Below are 19,422 nucleotides of genomic sequence, written 5' to 3'. Positions count from 1 at the left end.
CGCCGGACGACCGTCAGGCGGGCCTGAGCCAGACCGTCGCGAGCGGCGGCAGCGTCATCCGGACGCTCGCCGACCGCCCGTGCCACGGCACCGACTCGGTCTTCACCGGGTCGGCGGCGACCACGTCCGAACCGCCGTAGCGGGCCGCGTCCGTGTTCAGCACCTCGCCCCAGGCGGCGAAGGTGTCCGGCACGCCGATCCGGTAGTCGTGCCGGACGACGGGGGAGAAGTTGCAGACCGCGAGCAGCGGCGAGCCGAAGCCGTCGTAGCGGAGGAAGGCGAGGACGTTGTCGTCGGCGGCGTCCCCGGCCACCCACTGGAAGCCCTCCGGGACGGTGTCCCGCTCCCACAGCGAGGGCGTCGCCGTGTAGACCCGGTTCAGGTCGGCCACCAGGTCCTTCACGCCCCGGTGGTCGGCCTCCGCGCCGTACGCCGGATCCAGCAGCCACCACTCGGGCCCGTGGTCCGCCGACCACTCCGAGCCCTGCGCGAACTCCTGCCCCATGAAGAGGAGCTGCTTGCCCGGGTGGGCCCACATGAAGCCCAGGTAGGCGCGGTGGTTGGCGCGCCGCTGCCACCAGTCGCCGGGCATCTTCGACACCAGCGCCCGCTTGCCGTGCACCACCTCGTCGTGCGAGATCGGCAGGATGTAGTTCTCGCTGTACGCGTACACCATCGAGAAGGTCATCTCGTGGTGGTGGTACTTGCGGTGCACCGCCTCCTTCTCCATGTACTGGAGCGAGTCGTGCATCCAGCCCATGTTCCACTTCATGCCGAAGCCGAGGCCGCCGTGACCGCCCGGACCCACCAGGTCCGTCGCCCGCGTCACCCCGTCCCAGGCGGTCGACTCCTCGGCGAAGGTGACGATGCCGGGGCAGCGGCGGTAGACGGTGGCGTTCATCTCCTGGAGGAAGGCGACCGCGTCCAGGTTCTCCCGACCGCCGTACTCGTTCGGCAGCCACTCGCCGTACTCGCGCGAGTAGTCGAGGTAGAGCATCGACGCGACCGCGTCCACCCGCAGGCCGTCGACGTGGAACTCCTGGCACCAGTACACCGCGTTGGCGACGAGGAAGTTCCGCACCTCCTTGCGGCCGTAGTCGAACTCCAGCGTCCCCCAGTCCGGATGGTGCGAACGGCGCGGGTCCGCGTGCTCGTACAGCGGACGCCCGTCGAACTCGGCCAGCGCCCAGTCGTCCTTCGGGAAGTGCGCCGGCACCCAGTCCATCAGCACGCCGATCCCCGCCCGGTGCAGCGCGTCCACCAGGAACTTGAAGTCGTCCGGGGTGCCCAGGCGGGCCGTCGGCGCGTAGAAGCCCGTCACCTGGTAGCCCCAGGAGCCGCCGAAGGGGTGCTCGGTGACCGGCATGAACTCCACGTGGGTGAAGCCCAGTTCGCGGACGTACGCGGGCAGCTCGTCCGCCAGCTGACGGTAGGTCAGGCCGGGGCGCCAGGACGGCAGGTGGAGCTCGTAGACGGAGATCGGCGCCTCGTGCGGCGGCCGGTCGCCGCGCCGCGCCATCCACTCCCCGTCGCTCCACTCGTAGTGCGACTCGGTGACGATCGACGCGGTGTTCGGCGGGCACTCGGTGCGGCGGGCCATCGGATCGGCGCGGACCGTGTGCGAGCCGTCGGGCCGGGTGATGTCGTACTTGTAGAGCGCGCCCTCCCCGACGCCGGGCACGAACAGCTCCCACACGCCGGTCGAGCCCAGCGACCGCATCGGCAGTCCGGTGCCGTCCCAGTGCGTGAAGTCGCCCGTCACCCGCACGCCCCGGGCGTTCGGCGCCCACACGGCGAAGCGGGTGCCGGACACGCCCTCGTGGGTCATCGTCCGGGACCCGAGCGCCGTCCACAGCTCCTCGTGCCGGCCCTCCCCGATCAGGTGCAGGTCCAGTTCGCCGAGGGACGGCAGGTGCCGGTACGGGTCCCGGACGGCCGTCTCGCCGTCCTCGTACCGCACGCGGAGCTCGTACGCCGGAACCTTCCGCAGCAGCGGCACCAGCGCGGAGAACAGGCCGTCGCCGTCGTCGGCCAGCTCGACCGTCCGGCCCTTCGGCAGCACGGCCGTGACCCCCCGCGCCCACGGCCGTAGCGCCCGGATCACCACCCCGCCCCGCACCGGGTGGGCGCCCAGCAGGGAGTGCGGGTCGTGGTGCTCGCCGGCGAGGAGCCGCGCGCGCTCGCCGGGGTCGAGAGGGGGCGCCGTGCGGGGCGTCTTGGCGGTCACCGGAAGCCTCCTGAAATGTCGGAACTATACGAAAAGTGCAACGCCGCCCCCGCCCCCCGGGAAACTCCGCCGAACGGGCCATCTCGCACGACGTGCCCCCCGTCCGCGCCCGCCGTCCCCGTGCCCGCCCGTTCCGCCCCGGCGGAACGACCGCCCGCGACGGAACGGCGGCGGCACCGCACCGGCGGCGCCGCGGGAGCGGTCATCGGGGGCTGGACAGGCGGTGGATGGCGGACATGGGGACGGGGAGCCAGTCGGGGCGGTGACGGGCCTCGTAGACGACCTCGTAGACCGCCTTGTCCGTCTCGTAGGCGCGCAGCAGCGCGGGGTCGGTGCGCGGGTCCGCGCCGGCGACCTCCGCGTAGCCGGTGCAGTACGCCGCCCGGCACCGCGCCGCCCAGTCCGCGTTCCAGGGCCGGTGGGTGCGGGCGGCGTAGTCGAAGGAGCGCAGCATGCCGGCGACGTCGCGGACGGTCGGCTGCGGGCGCCGCCGCTCGTCGAGGGGCTTCGCGGGTTCGCCCTCGAAGTCGATGACGGCCCAGGCCCCGTCGGAGCCGCGCAGGGTCTGCCCGAGGTGCAGGTCGCCGTGGATCCGCTGCACCGTGCCCGCCCCCTCCGCCTCGCCCGCCGCCGCGAAGACGGCCCGCAGCCCGGGGACGTACGGCAGGAGCGCGGGGACGGCCTGGGCGGCGGCGTGCAGCCGCCGGTCCATGGCGGCGGCGAGCCCCTCGGTCTCGGCGCGTTCGAGCCGCAGGGTGGGCAGCGCGGCTGCGAGGGCGAGGTGGACCTCGGCGGTGGCCCGCCCCAGCGCCCTTGCCTCGGCGGTGAACTCCCGCCCGGCCGCGAGCGCGTCGAGGGCGAGCCGCCACCCGTCGCGGGAGTCGCGCAGATAGGGCTGGAGGACGCCCAGCGTGGCCGCCCCGGACTCGAACCAGGCGACCGGCGCGGGGACGCGGGCGCAGCCGGCCTGCCCGAGGGCGAGGGGCAGTTCGAGGTCGGGGTTGGCGCCGGGGCTGACCCGGCGGAAGATCTTCAGGATGTACGCGTCGCCGAACACCAGCGAGGAGTTGGACTGTTCGGCGTCGAGGACCCGGGGGGCGAGCGCCCCGGGCAGCGGGCGGGTGGCGTGGAAGCGGAGCGGTCCCGTGCGGCCGGGGGTGCGCAGCCGCTCGTACAGGAGCCCGGCGAGGCGCGGGTCGCGCAGTCCTTCGTAGAGGGCGCGGCCGGCCAGCGGGCCCTGCCGGACCCGTCCGATGAGGGCGGGGGCGAGGCGCGGCGGCAGCTGGAACCGTACGCCGAGCAGGAGTTGGTAGCAGTCGGCGGGTTCGCCGGCCGGGCGGCCGGGCTGTTCGACCCGCAGCAGGAGGTGGAGGAGGCCGGGCCCGGCGCCGTCCAGGGGCAGCAGCTCGGTGGCCGCGTCCAGGGTGAATCCGGTGACCCGGCGCCCCTTGCCCGCGAACCAGCGCTGCCGGGGCAGCCATTCGTGGAGCAGGGGCGCGAGGGACGGGAGGAGGGCGTCCGGGGCCCGGGTGGTGGATGCGGCGGTCTCCGTCATGGCATCGCGTCCTTTCCCCGGGGCGCGCACAGGGCTGTCGTAAGCGTTCAAATGCGCAGATTGTCCCGGATTGCAGCTGGGGCTGTCCGGAAGTGCGGGACGTGTCGGAAAGGGAAGATCCGTATGGATGGACCCGGACGGGGCCGGATCGTGTGTGGGACACAGTTCCCGGAGCGGGGCGGCGGAAACCGCCCCGCCCGGAATGACCCTCCGTCAACTCCGCTTCATGCGGAACCAGTAGAAGCCGTGACCCGCCAGCGTCAGCAGGTACGGCAGTTCGCCGACCGCCGGGAACTCCACCCCGCCGATCAGTTCCACCGGCCGCATCCCGGCGAAGCGCCGCAGGTCGAGCTCGGTCGGCTGGGCGTGCCGCGAGAAGTTGTTCACGCACAGCACCAGGTCGTCGCCGTCCTCCCGGAGGAAGGCCAGCACCGCCGGGTTGGACGCCGGGAGTTCGGTGTACGTCCCCGTCCCGAAGGCACGGTTCTGCTTGCGGACCTCGATCATCCGCTTCGTCCAGTGCAGCAGCGAGGACGGCGAGGCCATCCCCGCCTCCACGTTGGTCACCTGGTAGCCGTGGACCGGGTCCATGATGGCCGGCAGGTAGAGCCGCCCCGGGTCGCAGGAGGAGAAGCCCGCGTTCCGGTCCGGGGTCCACTGCATCGGGGTGCGCACCCCGTCCCGGTCGCCGAGCCAGATGTTGTCGCCCATGCCGATCTCGTCGCCGTAGTACAGCACCGGGGAGCCCGGCAGCGAGAAGAGCAGCGCGGTGAACAGCTCCATCTGCTTGCGGTCGTTGTCGAGGAGCGGGGCGAGCCGCCGCCGGATGCCGATGTTGGCCCGCATCCGCGGGTCCTTGGCGTACTCGGCGTACATGTAGTCGCGTTCTTCGTCCGTGACCATCTCGAGCGTGAGCTCGTCGTGGTTGCGCAGGAAGATGCCCCACTGACAGCCGGAGGGGATCTCCGGCGTCTTCGCCAGGATCTCGGAGACCGGGTGGCGGGACTCGCGCCGCACGGCCATGAAGATCCGCGGCATGACCGGGAAGTGGAAGGCCATGTGGCACTCGTCGCCGCCGGAGCGGAAGTCGCCGAAGTAGTCGACGACGTCCTCCGGCCACTGGTTGGCCTCGGCGAGCAGCACCGTGTCCGGGTAGTGGTCGTCGATCTCCTTGCGGACCCGCTTGAGGAAGGTGTGGGTCTCCGGCAGGTTCTCGCAGTTGGTGCCCTCCCGCTGGTACAGGTAGGGCACCGCGTCCAGCCGGAAGCCGTCGATCCCCAGGTCCAGCCAGAACTTCAGCGCCGACAGGATCTCCTCCTGCACGGCCGGGTTCTCGTAGTTGAGGTCCGGCTGGTGCGAGAAGAAGCGGTGCCAGTAGTACTGCCCCCGGACCGGGTCGAAGGTCCAGTTGGAGGACTCGGTGTCGACGAAGATGATCCGGGCGTCCGGGTACTGCTTGTCGTCGTCGGCCCAGACGTAGTAGTCGCCGTACGGGCCGTCCGGGTCGCGCCGCGACTCCTGGAACCACGGGTGCTGGTCGCTGGTGTGGTTCATGACGAAGTCGATGATCACGCGCATCCCGCGCTGGTGCGCCGCGTCCACGAACTCGACGAAGTCGGCGAGGTCGCCGAACTCGGGGAGGACCGAGGTGTAGTCGGCGACGTCGTAGCCGCCGTCGCGCAGCGGGGACTTGAAGAACGGCGGCAGCCACAGGCAGTCCACGCCCAGCCACTGGAGGTAGTCCAGACGGGACGTGATGCCCTTCAGGTCGCCGACGCCGTCGCCGTTGCTGTCCTGGAAGGACCGGACGAGGACCTCGTAGAAGACGGCCCGCTTGAACCAGTCGGGATCGAGGTCCTTGGCGGGGGTGTCCTCGAAGGTGTCGGGGACGGGATCGTTGACGGTCATGAGATGGGTGACCCTCCGGTCTGCGGGGACGGTCGCAGGACGAGCACGTGCGCGGGGGCGACGCCCGGTTCCAGGCGTACGTACGCGTTCCTGCCCCAGTGATAGGTGTCGCCGGTGAGCTCGTCGCGCACCGGCACGGTCTCGTGCCAGGCGAGGCCGAGTTCCGGCATGTTCAACGAGACCGTCGCCTCCTGGGTGTGGTGCGGGTCGAGGTTGACGACCACCAGAACGATGTTCGAACCCGACTTCTTGGAATAGGCGATCACCTGCGGGTTGTCCGCCTGGTGGAAGGTCAGGTTCCGCAGCCGCCGGAGCGCCGGGTTGCGGCGGCGGGCCCGGTTCAGGGTGGTGATCAGCGGGGCGATCGTCGCGCCCGACCGCTCCGCCGACTCCCAGTCCCGGGGCCGCAGTTGGTACTTCTCCGAGTCCAGGTACTCCTCGCTGCCCTCGCGCAGCGGGGTGTTCTCGCACAGCTCGTACCCGGCGTAGATCCCCCAGGTCGGCGAGAGCGTCGCCGCGAGCACCGCCCGCGCCTCGAAGGCCGGCCGGCCGCCCTCCTGGAGGTAGGCGTGCAGGATGTCCGGGGTGTTCACGAAGAAGTTGGGCCGCATCTGCGCCGCCACGTCCCCGGACAGCTCGGTGAGGTACTCGGTCAGCTCGTCCTTCGTGTTCCGCCAGGTGAAGTACGTGTACGACTGCTGGAAGCCGATCGCGCCGAGCGTCCGCATCATCGCCGGCCGGGTGAACGCCTCGGCCAGGAAGATCACGTCCGGGTCGGCGGCGTTGACCTCGCCGATCACGCGCTCCCAGAACACCACCGGCTTGGTGTGCGGGTTGTCCACCCGGAAGATCCGCACCCCGTGGTCCATCCAGTGCCGCAGCACCCGCACGGTCTCGGCGACGATCCCGTCCATGTCGGCGTCGAACGCGATGGGGTAGATGTCCTGGTACTTCTTCGGCGGGTTCTCCGCGTAGGCGATCGAGCCGTCCGGACGGTGGTGGAACCACTCCGGGTGCTTCTCCACCCACGGGTGGTCCGGCGAGCACTGGAGCGCGAAGTCCAGCGCGACCTCCAGGCGCAGCTCGCGCGCCCGGGCCACGAAGGCGTCGAAGTCCTCGATCGTGCCCAGGTCCGGGTGGACGGCGTCGTGCCCGCCCTCCGGCGAGCCGATCGCCCACGGCACGCCGACGTCGCTCGGGGACGCGGACAGGGAGTTGTTGGGGCCCTTGCGGTGGGTCTCGCCGATCGGGTGGACCGGCGGCAGGTAGACCACGTCGAAGCCCATCGCCGCGATGGCCGGGAGCCGTTCGGCGGCGGTGCGGAAGTTCCCCGGGACCGTGCGGCCCTCCACCGTCCGCACGCCCTCCGAGCGCGGGAAGAACTCGTACCAGGAGCCGTACAGGGCCCGCTCGCGCTCCACCCGGAGCGGGAACGCCGGAGAGGCGGAGACCAGTTCGCGCAGCGGGTGCCGCTCCAGGATCCCGGTCACCCGGGGGGCCAGCGCCGCCGCGAGCCGGGCGGCCGCCGGCCGGGACTCGTCCCGCAGCGCGTCCGCCGCCGCGAGCACCGCCTCCCGGCCGCCGCCCTTCTTCGGGACGCCCTTCGCGGCCCGTTCGTGCAGCTCCGCGCCCTCGGCGAGGACGAGTTCGGAGTCGATCCCGGCCGGGATTTTGATCTTCGCCGCGTGGCGCCACGTCGCCAGCGGGTCGCTCCACGCCTCGACGGTGTACGTCCACAGGCCCTCGGTGTCCGGGGTGACCTCGGCACCCCAGCGGTCGGAGCCCTCGGCCAGCTCGCGCATCGGGGTCCAGGGCCCCGGCCGGCCGGTCGGACCGGTCAGCACGACGTTGGCGGCGACCGCGTCGTGGCCCTCGCGGAAGACGGTCGCCGACACCTCGAAGGTTTCGCCGGCCACCGCCTTCGCGGGGCGCCGGCCACAGTCGACCGAGGGGCGGACGTCCAGTACGGGAATGCGTCCCATGAGCGGATTCACGGCATCACCTGACGGTTCGCGGGGGTGCGGGTGGTGTGCGCTCTTTCTAGCCGCGCCGGAGGCCGGGGAGAGGCGGGCATCGCCGCGCCCCTCCGCGTTCACTCGGATGGCGGGCCCACAGGGATGAAGACGGGTACGGGGGAGACGGATTCGGGGGTACCGGGAGGAGCCTTCCCCGGCTTCCCGGGGAGGCAATCCCGACCCTTTGTTAACTACTAGGGCGTAGCGGATCGGGCAAGGACGCGTACCGGACGGGAACCCGCCCGGACACACCGGGACGGACCGGATCCCCCGCCCGCCTCGCTACGCTGACGCTCCGTCGTCACCGACCGCGGAAGGTGCGTGAACCCCGTGGACACCGTCACCGCCACCGTCGCCGCACGGGCCGTGCTGCACTACGTCCTCGACGGCGGCTGCCGGATCGCCGTCACCGGCGCCGCCCCCCTCGAACCCGTCCGCGGCGAACTGGTCCTGTTGCCCACCGCCGCCCGGCACCGCGTCGTCCCCGCCCCGGGAGGGCCCCCCGACGCGTCCGCCGTCCGGCTGCTCGCGCTCGACGGGCCGGGACCGCCCACCCGGCTGCTGAGCGTCCGGACCGGATACGACCGCCGGGCCGCCACCCCCCTCGTCGCCGGCCTGCCCCGGGCCGTCCTGCTCGGCCGGGACCGGGTCGAGGGGGCGCCGCTGCTCCACGGCACCCTCCGGCTGCTCGCCGCCCCCGGCCGGCGGACCGGACCCGGCGACCGGCTGCTCGCCCTGCGGGTGTTCGAGGCGGCGCTCCCCCTCGCCGCCGCCGTGCCCCGCCCGCCGGACGGACCCCGCCCGCACCCCGGCATCGGCCGGGCGCTCTCCGCCATCGAGTCCCGCTACGCCGAGCCGTGGACCGTGGTGACCCTCGCCCGCGAGGCCGGGATGTCCCGCTCCGCCTTCACCGCCGCCTTCCGCGAGGCCGTGGGCACCTCCCCGGCCCGCCTGCTGACGGCCCGCCGGATACGGGAGGCGGCCCGGCTGCTGGCCGAGACCGGGCTCCCCCAGTCGGCCGTGCCGGCCCGGGTCGGCTACCGCAGCCGGGTCGGCTTCCACCTCGCCTTCCGCACCGCCTACGGGACCACCCCGGGCGAGTACCGGGCCGCCGCCCCCCGCCGGGGAGGGCGGCCTGTCCGGCGCATCTGATGTAATCGTCCCGGCGTCCAGGGGATGCGGCGCCGAGGACGGGGACGGGGGCGGGGTTGCAAGCGCTGGATGCTTCGGATCCGCGGCAGGTGGGGCGGTACCGGATCCTCGCCCGCCTGGGCGCGGGCGGAATGGGACGCGTCTACCTCGGGCGGTCCACGAGCGGCCGGATGGTCGCCGTCAAGGTGGTGCGCGCCGAACTCGCGGAGGACCCCGAGTTCCAGCGCCGGTTCGTCCGCGAGGTGGAGGCCGCCCGCCGGGTCACCGGCTTCTTCACCGCGGCCGTCGTCGACGCCGACCCCCTGGGCTCGCCGCCCTGGCTCGCCACCGCCCACGTCCCCGGCCCGTCCCTGGAGGCGGCCGTCCGCGCGCACGGGGGATGGCCCCGCCGCTCGCTGCTCTACCTGGGGGCGGGACTCGTCGAGGCCCTGGAGGCCATCCACGGCACGGGCCTGGTCCACCGCGACCTGAAGCCGTCGAACGTGCTGATCGCCGCCGACGGCCCCCGGGTGATCGACTTCGGCATCTCGATCCTCGCCGAGTCGAGCGTCCTGACCCAGGCGGGGATGGTGATCGGCACCCCCGGCTTCATGTCGCCCGAGCAGGTGGCGGGCAGCGCCGTCGGCCCCGCGAGCGACGTCTTCTCGCTGGGCGCGGTGCTGGCCTTCGCGGCCTGCGGGGTCGGCCCCTTCGGCACCGGGTCCGCGCACTCGGTGAACTTCCGCGCCGTCTACTCGGAACCCGACCTGCGGCTGCTGCCGCCGGGCACGGACTTCGTCGCCCGGTGCCTGGAGAAGGACCCCGCCCGGCGGCCCACCGTGCCGGAGCTGCTCGCGGAGTTCGCCGGACTGCTCGGCGAGGGCAGCGGCCACACCTACGGCGGGGGACACGCGCAGCAGACCGACTGGCTGCCGGAGGCGGTGGCGGCGTCCCTCGCCGCGTCGGGCTCCGGCGGCCCGCCGGCCGGCCCCGCACCGGCCCCCGCGCCCGGCGCACCGGCCCCCGCGCCCGACGCGGCGACCCCCGCCTCCGACCCCCGCGTCCCGCTGGCGAAGGGCCCCGCCGCCCCGCCCGCGATGCCGAGCACGCCGCCGGCGATGCCGAGCACCCCGCCGCCCTCGCTGCCGGCCACCCCGCCCGCGATACCGGTCCCGGTCGGAGTGCCGCTCGCGGGCAACCCGTACGCCGTCACGGCCCCCGGCCCGTACCCCCCCGGCCCCGACGGCGCACGGGCCCGTACGCCCGGCCGCGCCCGGGGCCGCAGGCTCCTGGCGATCGCCCTCGGCGTCGTCCTGCTCGCGGGCGGCGTCACCGCCGTGATCCTCCGGCAGAAGGACGACCCGGCCGGCAAGAAGGACCAGCAGAGCCAGGGCGACGGCGGACAGAAGGGCGCGGGGACGGACGGGGGGACCGACGGAGGAAAGGGCGGACAGAAGGGCGAGGGGGCCACCGGATCCACCGGCGGCTTCGACGGCGCCGTCGGCAAGGTGGTCAACGCCTCCGACAAGAAGGGCGGCACCCTCCGCCTGGTGAGCTCGTCGGACGCCGACTCCTGGGACCCGGCCCGCTCCTACTACGGCTGGGTCTGGAACATCCAGCGGCTCTACGCCCGCACCCTGATGACCTACGCCGCCGCGCCGGGCGAGGACGGCCTCGCCGTCGTCCCGGACCTGGCCGCCGCCCCGCCCGAGGTGTCCGCCGACGGCCGGACCTACACCTTCCGGCTGCGGCCCGGCATGAAGTTCGAGGACGGCACGCCGATCACCGCCGCCGACGTCAAGTACGGCGTCGAGCGCGTCTTCTCCACGGACGTCGCCGGCGGACCCACGTACCTCGTCGACGTCCTCGACCAGAAGCAGGGCTACCGGGGCCCGTACAAGGACACCGGGACGTCGGGCCTGCGGTCCGTCGAGACCCCGGACGACCTCACCATCGTCTTCCGGCTGGCCGAGGCCGACTCCCGCTTCCCGTACCTGCTCACCATGGGCGCCACGGCCCCCGTGCCGCGGCGGCACGACACCGCCGCCCGCTACGGGACCAGGCCCATGGCCTCCGGCCCGTACCGCTTCTCCTCCTACCAGCCGGACCGGTCGCTGGTCCTCGTCCGCAACGAGCACTGGGACCGGGCCACCGACCCGCTCCGCAAGGCCCTGCCGGACCGCGTCGAGCTGACCATCACGACCGACCAGGACAAGGTCGACCAGCAGCTCCTCGCGGGCACCGCCGACCTCGACGCCTCCCAGCTCGGCCTGACGCAGGCGACCGCCGCCAGGGTGCTGGGCGACCCGAAGCTGAAGGCCCAGGTGGACAACCCGTACAGCGGGTACATCCGGATGGCCGCGATGATCTCCGACGTCGCCCCCTTCGACGACCTCGACTGCCGCAAGGCGGTGGTGTACGCGGCCGGCACCGAGGCCCTGCGGACCGCGCGCGGCGGCCCCGCCTTCGCCTCCCTCCAGGGCAGCATGCTGCCGCCCACGGTCCGCGGCGCCGACTCCTACGACCCCTTCGGCCTGACCGGCGGCAAGCCCCGCAAGGAGGAGGCCGAGAGGGCGCTGCGGGCCTGCGGCAAGCCCGGCGGCTTCACCACCAAGGTCGCCCTGAACAGCAACAACCCCAAGGACAGCGCCGCGTTCACCGCCCTCCAGAACGACCTGAAGGCGGTCGGCATCCGCCTGGAGGCCGTGCGCTTCGACAGCGTCCCCGCCTACTACGCGGCCCTGGGCTCCCCCAAGATCCAGCGGGAGAAGGGGATCGGCATGCTCATGCTGGGCTGGGGCGCCGACTTCCCCACCGGCGCGGGCTTCCTCCAGCCCCTCGCCGACAGCGCCCTCACCAGGACCGAGGGCAACAGCAACTACGCCCGGGTGAAGGACCCCGCGATCGACGAACTGTTCCGCAAGGCGTCCGCCGAGACCGACGACGCCGAGGCGAACCGGATCCACCGGCAGATCAACCACCGGCTCACCGACGGCGCCCACTACCTGCCCCTCACCGCCGAGAAGACCGTCAACTACCGCCACCCGCGCCTGACCAACGTCTACGTCCACGAAGCCTTCAACCTGGTCGACGTGCAGGCCCTGGGCCTCGGCGAAGAGCCCTGACGCCGCGCGTCCCCCGGCACGCCCGGGGGACGCGCGCCCCCCTGGGCGCCCTGCCCCCGAGCGGCCCCGGGCCCTACGCTCGGTGCGGCACGCCGGACGCACAGCGTGGTGCGTCCGCTCCGTTCCGTCACCGGCCTGCGAAGGTGGGACACGTGAAGGCAATCCGTCGATTCACCGTGCGTCCTGTCCTCCCGGACACCCTCCGACCCCTCGCCGCCCTGGCCCGCAACCTGCGCTGGTCCTGGCACGAGCCGACCCGCGCCCTCTTCGACTCCCTGGCCCCCGAAGGGCTCGCGGGCGCCGATCCCGTCCGCGTCCTCGGCGCCCTGGAAGCCCCCCGGCTCACCGCGCTCGCCGCCGACCCCGGCTTCCTCGCCCGGCTCGCCGCCGCCGCCGAGGACCTCGACGCCTACCTGCACCGGCCCCGCTGGTACCAGGAGCGCGGCTCCGGCGACGGCCCCGCCGCCCTCGCCTACTTCTCGCCCGAGTTCGGCGTCGCCGCCGCCCTGCCCCAGTACTCCGGCGGGCTCGGCATCCTCGCCGGCGACCACCTCAAGTCCGCCAGCGACCTCGGCGTCCCCCTGATCGGCGTCGGACTCCTCTACCGCCACGGCTACTTCCGGCAGTCCCTCGGCCGCGACGGCTGGCAGCAGGAGCAGTACCCCGTCCTCGACCCCGGCGAGCTGCCCGTCACCCTGCTGCGCGAACCCGACGGCACCCCCGCCCGGGTCACCCTCGCCCTGCCCGGCGGCCGCAGCCTCCACGCCCACCTGTGGATCGCCGAGGTCGGCCGCGTCCCGCTGCTCATGCTCGACTCGGACGTCGAGGAGAACGCCCCCGGCGAACGGTCCGTCACCGACCGGCTGTACGGCGGCGGCAGCGAGCACCGGCTCCTCCAGGAGATGCTCCTCGGCATCGGCGGCGTCCGCGCCGTCCGCGCGTACACCCGGCTCACAGGCCACCCCGCGCCCGAGGTCTTCCACACCAACGAGGGCCACGCCGGCTTCCTCGGCCTGGAGCGGATCCGCGAACTCCAGCGCGAGGGCCTCGACTTCGACGCCGCCCTGGAGACCGTCCGGGCCGGCACCGTCTTCACCACCCACACCCCCGTCCCCGCCGGCATCGACCGCTTCGACCGCGAACTCGTCGCCCGCCACCTCGGCGACGACGGCGCCCTCCCCGGCCTCGACACCGCCCGGATCCTCGCCCTCGGCGACGAGACCCCCCTCGGCGGCGAGGGCGGCGTCTTCAACATGGCCGCCATGGGCCTGCGGCTCGCCCAGCGCGCCAACGGCGTCTCCACCCTCCACGGCGCCGTCAGCCGCGAGATGTTCGCCGGACTCTGGCCGGGGTTCGACGCCGACGAGGTGCCGATCACCTCCATCACCAACGGCGTCCACGCCCCCACCTGGACCGCCCCCGAGGTCGGCGGCCTCGGCCCCGACGCGAGCGACGCCGAACTGTGGGAACTGCGCCGCACCCTGCGCGCCCGGCTCGTCGCCGACGTCCGCGACCGGCTGCGGGCCTCCTGGCGGCAGCGCGGCGCGGCCGCCGCCGAACTCGGCTGGACCGACTCCGTCCTCGACCCCGACGTCCTCACCATCGGCTTCGCCCGCCGCGTCCCCTCGTACAAGCGGCTCACCCTGATGCTCCGCGACAAGGACCGACTGCGCGCCCTGCTGCTCCACCCCGAGCGGCCGGTGCAGCTGGTCGTCGCCGGCAAGGCCCACCCGGCCGACGACGGCGGCAAGAAGCTGGTCCAGGAACTGGTCCGCTTCGCCGACGACCCCCGGGTCCGGCACCGGATCGTCTTCCTGCCCGACTACGGCATGGAGATGGCCCGCGGCCTCTACCCCGGCTGCGACGTCTGGCTCAACAACCCGCTGCGGCCCCTGGAGGCGTGCGGCACCAGCGGCATGAAGGCCGCCCTCAACGGCTGCCTCAACCTCTCCGTCCTGGACGGCTGGTGGGACGAGTGGTACGAGCCCGAGTTCGGCTGGGCCATCCCCACCGCCGACGGCGCCGCCGCGGCCGACGAGGAGCGCCGCGACGACCTGGAGGCCGCCGCCCTCTACGAGCTGATCGAACGCCGGGTCGCCCCCCGCTTCTACGACCGCGGCCCCGACGGCGTCCCCGCCGCCTGGACCGCCATGGTCCGCCGCACCCTCACCGACCTCGGCCCGAAGGTGCTCGCCGACCGGATGGTCCGCGAGTACGTGGAGCGGCTGTACGTCCCCGCCGCCGCGGCCCGCCGGGCGCTCACCCCGGACCGGGCGCGGGAGCTCGCCGCCTGGAAGGCCCGGGTCCGGGCGGCCTGGCCCGGCGTGGCGGTGGACCACGTCGAGATCGGCGACGACCTCGCCGAGGCCGGGGCCGAACTGGGCGCCACCCCCGGCGTCCGGGTCCGGGTCGCGCTCGGCGGACTCTCCCCGGACGACGTCGAGGTGCAGGCCGTCACCGGCCGGGTCGACGCCCAGGACTCCCTCACCGACACCCGGACCGTCGCCCTCAAACCGGCCGGCGGCCCGGACCTGGAGGGCCGGCAGCCCTACGCGGGCACCCTGGAACTGGACCGCACCGGCCCCTTCGGCTGCACCGTCCGCGTCCTGCCCGCCCACCCCCTCCTCGCCCACCCCGCCGAACCCGGCCTCCTCGCCCTCCCCGACGACCCGGGGACCGGGGGCGCGGGCCCCGGCGGCGCGGGGGTCCTCCTGAGGTAGCCCCACCGACCGGGGCCCCGCCGGGCCGGGGCCCCACCGGGGCCCCGGCCCGGCGGGGAAGGCGCGGCCTAGGCTGGAGCGCATGATCAGGGTGCTGCTGGCGGACGACGAGGCGATGATCCGGGCCGGGGTGCGGGCGATCCTCGCCACCGACCCCGGGATCGAGGTGGTCGCGGAGGCGGGGGACGGGCACGGGGCGGTGGAGCTGGCCCGGCTGCACCGGCCCGACGTGGCCCTCCTCGACATCCGGATGCCCCGCCTCGACGGGCTCGCCGCCGCAGGCGAGCTCCGCCGGACCCTGCCGGACACGGCGGTCGTCATGCTCACCACCTTCTCCGAGGACGACTACATCGCCCGCGCCCTCGGCGTCGGCGTCGGCGGCTTCCTCCTCAAGTCCGGCGACCCGCGCGAGCTGATCGCCGGGGTCCGGGCGGTCGCCGCCGGCGGCGCCGCGCTCTCGCCGGCCGTCGCCCGCCGGGTCATCGACACCCTCGGCGGCGAGCGGCTGACCCGCGCCGCCGCCGCCCGAGCCCGGCTCGCCCCGCTCACCGGCCGCGAGCGGGAGGTCGTCTCGCTGCTCGCCGCCGGCTGCTCCAACCAGGAGATCGCCGCCCGGATGCACGTCGTCGAGGGCACGGTGAAGGCGCACGTGAGCGCGGTCCTCGCCCGCCTCGGCCTGCGCAACCGGGTCCAGCTCGCGGTCCTCGCCCACGAGGCGGGGCTCGTGGCGGACGCCCGGGAGGACGGCGGCCCCGGTGCCTGAGTCCTCCCCGGTGCGGCGGCGGCTCTTCGACCTGACCCTGTGGGTGCTGCTCTCCGTCCCCGTGCTGCTGCGCTCCGACCCGGCCGACGGCGGGTCCTGGCTCCAGGTCGCCGTCGGCGTCACCGTCCTCGGCGGCTGCGTCGCCGTCAGCCGCCGGTGGCCGCTGCTGCCGCTCGCCGTCACGGTCGCGGCGAGCCTGCCCGCCTCCCTGGAGCTCTTCACCCCCTCGTACAGCCTCGCCCTCGTCGCCTTCGGCTACCTCGCCGGGCGACGGCAGGACCACGCCCGGGGGTCGCTGTGGCTCTTCGGGGCGGTGGCGGCGGTGGGGCTGCTGCTCACCCGGCTCACCGGCACCTCCCTCGGCCCCTGGTTCGCCCTGCTGCTCGCCCTCGCCCTCGCGATCGTGGCGCCGTGGCTGGTCGGCCGGTACGTGCGCCAGTACGACCGGCTGGTGCGCAGCGGCTGGGAGCTGGCCGACCGGATGGAGCGGGAGCAGGCGGCCGTCGCCGACCGGGAGCGGCTGCGGGAGCGGTCGCGGATCGCCGGGGACATGCACGACTCCCTCGGGCACGACCTGGCGCTGATCGCGGTGCGGGCGGGCGTCCTGGAGGTGGATCCGGGTCTCGGCCCCGAGCAGCAGCGGGCCGCGGGCGATCTGCGCCGGGCCGCCGCGGCGGCGACCGAACGCCTCCGGGACGTCATCGGGGTGCTGCGGGAGGAGGGCGCCCGGGCGCCGACGACCCCGCCGGACGAGACCGTCGCCGAGCTGGTGGACCGGGCCCGGGCCTCGGGCCTCGACGTGACGCTCTCCGCCGCCGTGCCGGAGCCGCCGGGCATGACGGGCCGGGCGCTGCACCGGGTGGTGCAGGAGGGGCTGACGAACGCCGCCAAGCACGCCCCCGGCGCCGCCGTGACGGTCGGGCTGCGGGAGACCGCCTCGCGGGTGACGGTACGGGTGGTGAGCGGGCCGGGCACCGGGTCGGGGCCGCCCGCCTCCGGGGGCTCCGGGCTGGTCGGACTCGACGAGCGGGTCCGGCTGGCCGGCGGCACGCTGGCCCACGGCCCGCTGCCCGGCGGCGGCTTCGCGCTGACGGCGGTGCTGCCCCGGCGCCCGCCCGTGCCGGTGCCTCCCGCGCCGACCTCGGCGCGGGAGCTGGACCGGGCCCGGCGGCGGGTCCGCGCGGACCTGGTGCGGGCGATCTGGATCCCGCTGGCGCTGCTGGCGGCGCTGGCGGTGCTGACGGCGGGCGTGGCGGTGTGGTCGCAGTCCCGCTCGTACCTGGAGCCCGACAACTACGCGCGGCTGCTGGTCGGCCAGGCGTACGCGGAGATCGCGGAGGACCTGCCGGACCACGCGCTGGAGACCCCGCCGAAGGGGCTGGGGGCCGAGCCGGGGGGCACGGACGAGTGCCGCTACTACCGGACGACGGTCTTCGCGGAACTCCCGGTCTACCGGCTGTGCTTCGTGGCGGGACGGCTGGTCCACAAGGCGGAGCTGCCGTGAACGGGCGGACGCCCGGAGGGAAGGGTCCCTCCGGGCGTCCGTCGTGTGTGTTCCCGCGCGCTTCGGGCTTTCGCCTCCCGGGTTACGGGAAGGTCAGCTTGAAGGCGTTGATGTAGCCGGTGTCGGCGCCCGCCTTGTCCTGGACGCGGAGCTTCCAGGCACCGTTGGCGACCTCGGAGGAGGCGTTCACGGTGTAGGTCTGGACGATGTTGTCGGCGCTGCCGCCGGTGCGGTTGTGCAGGTTGTAGACCGAGCCGTCGGGGGCGACGAGGTCGACCACGAGGTCACCGATGTAGGTGTGGACGATGTCCACGCCGACGGAGAGGTTCGACGGGGCGTTGCCGGTGATGCCGGTGACGTTGACCGTCGAGGTGACCGCGGCGCCGGGGGAGTCCGGGATGGTGACGTCGGCGGTGTTCTCGAAGACCTTGCCGGTGGGCGGGGTCGTGCCGGGGCGGGTGCCGACGTTCACGGCGGCCCAGGCGTTCTGCACGGCGAGGGACTCGGGGCTGCCGACGCCGTACAGCTCCTCGGCGACCGCGACCGTGCCGGTGCGGGCGCCCGCGTAGTTGGTCGAGGAACCCCACTTGGTGGTGAGGGCCTTGAACCAGATCAGACGGGCCTTGTCGATGCCTATGCCGGTGACCGGCAGGCCGTCGGAGGTCGGCGAGTCGTAGGTCACGCCGTTGACGGTCTTGACGCCGCTGCCCTCGGAGAGCAGGTAGAAGAAGTGGTTCGCCGGGCCCGAGGAGTAGTGGACGTCGATCGAGCCGATGCCCGAGTACCACGCGTCCTTGGACGAGCCGTCCTTGCTCGGCTTGTCCATGTAGCGGAGCGGGGTGCCGTTGCCGCGGATGTCGATCTTCTCGCCGACGAGGTAGTCGCCCTTGTCGTTGGCGTTGTTGGCGTAGAACTCGACGGCCGCCGCGAAGATGTCCGAGGTGGCCTCGTTGAGGCCGCCGGACTCGCCGCTGTAGACGAGCTTGGCGGTCACCGAGGTGAGGCCGTGCGTCATCTCGTGCGCGGCCACGTCGATGGAGGTGAGCGGCTTGGCGTTGCCGGCGCCGTCGCCGTACGTCATGCAGAAGCAGGAGTCCTGCCAGAAGGCGTTGACGTAGGCGTTGCCGTAGTGGACGCGGGAGTACGCGCCGACGCCGTCGCCGCGGATGCCGGTGCGGCCGTGCACGTTCTTGTAGTAGTCCCAGGTGAGCGCGGCGCCGTAGTGGGCGTCGGCGCCCGCCGTCTCCTTGTTGGAGGCGAGGCCGTTGCCCCACGTGTCCGTGGTGTTGGAGAACAGCGTCCCGGTGCCCGAGGTGCCGCCGTTGAGGTTGTACGTCTTGTGGTTGCCGCGGCCGGTGTCGGTCAGCGTGTACGAGGGCGCGGTGCCGAGCGTCACCTGGCCGCTGTACTGCGTGTTGCCGATGCCGGTCTCGACGGCCTGCCACTCGTAGAGCTTCGCGCCGGAGGTGGCGTCCGTGACGACGTGCAGCTCGTTCGGGGTGCCGTCGTGCTGGAGGCCGCCGACGACGGTCTCGTACGCGAGGACGGGGGCGCCGCTCTGGGCCATCCACACGACCTTGCGCGGGGCGCGGTCGGCGGCGGTCTTCTTCGAGCCCTCCGCGGCGGCGAGGCCGAGGGCCTGCTTCTCGGCGGCGGCCGGGGCGATGTCGGCGCTGAGGTCGACGTTCTTCAGCTCGGCGCGGCTCGACTTGGTGACCCCGGTGGTGGCGCCGGCCTTGGACTCGGCGACGATCAGGTCGCCGCCGAGGACCGGGAGGCCCGCGTAGGTGCGCTCGTAGCGCGTGTGGGTGGTGCCGTCGCGGTCCTGGACCACGTCGCGGACGACCAGCTTCTCCTGGGCACCGAGCCCCAGCTCCTTGGCGGTCTCGGCCTTGTCGGCGTCGGCGGCCTTGATCAGCGCGGTGCGCTGGGCGGGGGAGAGGTCGGCGGGGAGCTTGCCCGGGTTGGCCTTGCCGGCGGACTGCGCCCGGGGGGCGGCCGCGAAGGTGTCGGCCGAGGCGGCGCCGGTCTGGACGCCGACGGCGATCATGGCGGCGGCGGCGATGAGCGCGCCGGTCGCGGTGGCACGGCGGCTGGGCGTGGTTCTCACGCGAACTCCTTTTGCGAGGGGGGTACCGGGCCGCTGGGTGGGGCGGGCCGGGCGGAGCAAGCAGAGCGGTGACACACGTGCGGGTGATGCGGCGAACGCGGTTGCGATCAGCCGGGGGAGAGACTGGCAGCTACCGGCGGTATCTGTCAGGAGCGCGTCAATAACTTGGCCGGAAGTCGTCCGCTGCGCGTACGGGTGCGTTCGTTAACCGGACGTTTCATCGATCATGAACGGGATGTCACCCCCCGTTCCGCGTGCGGGGATCCCGCCGGGGGCGGATATCCGGACCGCCCCCCTCCGGGCATCGTCCCGCCCCTCGGACACGAGACGGCTTTACCTGCCCGATGGCCGGAATCATTCGGCT

Annotated in this window: 10 protein-coding genes; 5 read left to right on the top strand and 5 right to left on the bottom strand. The window is 73.9% G+C overall.

Annotated features, from left to right (window positions below; all coding sequences use genetic code 11):
- Positions 1-13 precede the first annotated feature (13 nt).
- The 4 genes from glgB to IE326_RS05260 form a co-directional block, all read right to left on the bottom strand.
- Positions 14-2,227, bottom strand: a complete 2,214-nt coding sequence (gene glgB / locus IE326_RS05275) for a 1,4-alpha-glucan branching enzyme (RefSeq protein ID WP_190040944.1) — start codon at positions 2,225-2,227, stop codon at positions 14-16.
- Between the two features lie 202 nt (positions 2,228-2,429).
- Complete coding sequence (locus IE326_RS05270; protein ID WP_190040943.1) at positions 2,430-3,782, bottom strand: maltokinase N-terminal cap-like domain-containing protein; 1,353 nt, start codon at positions 3,780-3,782, stop codon at positions 2,430-2,432.
- Between the two features lie 213 nt (positions 3,783-3,995).
- Entirely contained in the window at positions 3,996-5,690 is a 1,695-nt protein-coding gene (gene treS, locus IE326_RS05265) for a maltose alpha-D-glucosyltransferase (protein ID WP_190040942.1), read from the bottom strand.
- Complete coding sequence (locus IE326_RS05260) at positions 5,687-7,672, bottom strand: alpha-1,4-glucan--maltose-1-phosphate maltosyltransferase (protein ID WP_150231820.1); 1,986 nt, start codon at positions 7,670-7,672, stop codon at positions 5,687-5,689. Before IE326_RS05260 ends, treS begins: the two co-directional genes overlap by 4 nt.
- A gap of 363 nt (positions 7,673-8,035) precedes the next feature.
- Here IE326_RS05260 and IE326_RS41810 point away from each other — a divergent pair, with 363 nt between their 5' ends.
- The 5 genes from IE326_RS41810 to IE326_RS05235 all read left to right on the top strand — a co-directional run bounded on the left by IE326_RS41810 (position 8,036) and on the right by IE326_RS05235 (position 16,948).
- The gene (locus IE326_RS41810; RefSeq protein ID WP_190040941.1) at positions 8,036-8,857 is read left to right on the top strand and encodes an AraC family transcriptional regulator; all 822 of its coding nucleotides are present in this window, start codon (positions 8,036-8,038) and stop codon (positions 8,855-8,857) included.
- 89 nt (positions 8,858-8,946) lie between these two features.
- Entirely contained in the window at positions 8,947-11,961 is a 3,015-nt protein-coding gene (locus tag IE326_RS05250) for an ABC transporter substrate-binding protein (protein WP_190040940.1), read from the top strand.
- 152 nt (positions 11,962-12,113) lie between these two features.
- Positions 12,114-14,681, top strand: coding sequence for an alpha-glucan family phosphorylase (glgP, locus tag IE326_RS05245; RefSeq protein WP_190040939.1), 2,568 nt, complete (start codon positions 12,114-12,116; stop codon positions 14,679-14,681).
- Positions 14,682-14,763: 82 nt separating this feature from the next.
- On the top strand, positions 14,764-15,444 hold the full coding sequence (locus IE326_RS05240; protein WP_150231829.1) for a response regulator: 681 nt from the start codon (positions 14,764-14,766) through the stop codon (positions 15,442-15,444).
- Complete coding sequence (locus IE326_RS05235; RefSeq protein WP_229915207.1) at positions 15,437-16,948, top strand: sensor histidine kinase; 1,512 nt, start codon at positions 15,437-15,439, stop codon at positions 16,946-16,948. Before IE326_RS05240 ends, IE326_RS05235 begins: the two co-directional genes overlap by 8 nt.
- Positions 16,949-17,030: 82 nt before the next feature.
- Here IE326_RS05235 and IE326_RS05230 read toward each other — a convergent pair whose 3' ends face one another.
- On the bottom strand, positions 17,031-19,058 hold the full coding sequence (locus IE326_RS05230; RefSeq protein WP_150231830.1) for a M4 family metallopeptidase: 2,028 nt from the start codon (positions 19,056-19,058) through the stop codon (positions 17,031-17,033).
- Positions 19,059-19,422: the final 364 nt, after the last annotated feature.

This window comes from Streptomyces filamentosus, from assembly GCF_014654895.1.
Taxonomy (GTDB): domain Bacteria; phylum Actinomycetota; class Actinomycetes; order Streptomycetales; family Streptomycetaceae; genus Streptomyces; species Streptomyces filamentosus.
This window is presented reverse-complemented; position numbering and strand designations above follow the sequence as displayed.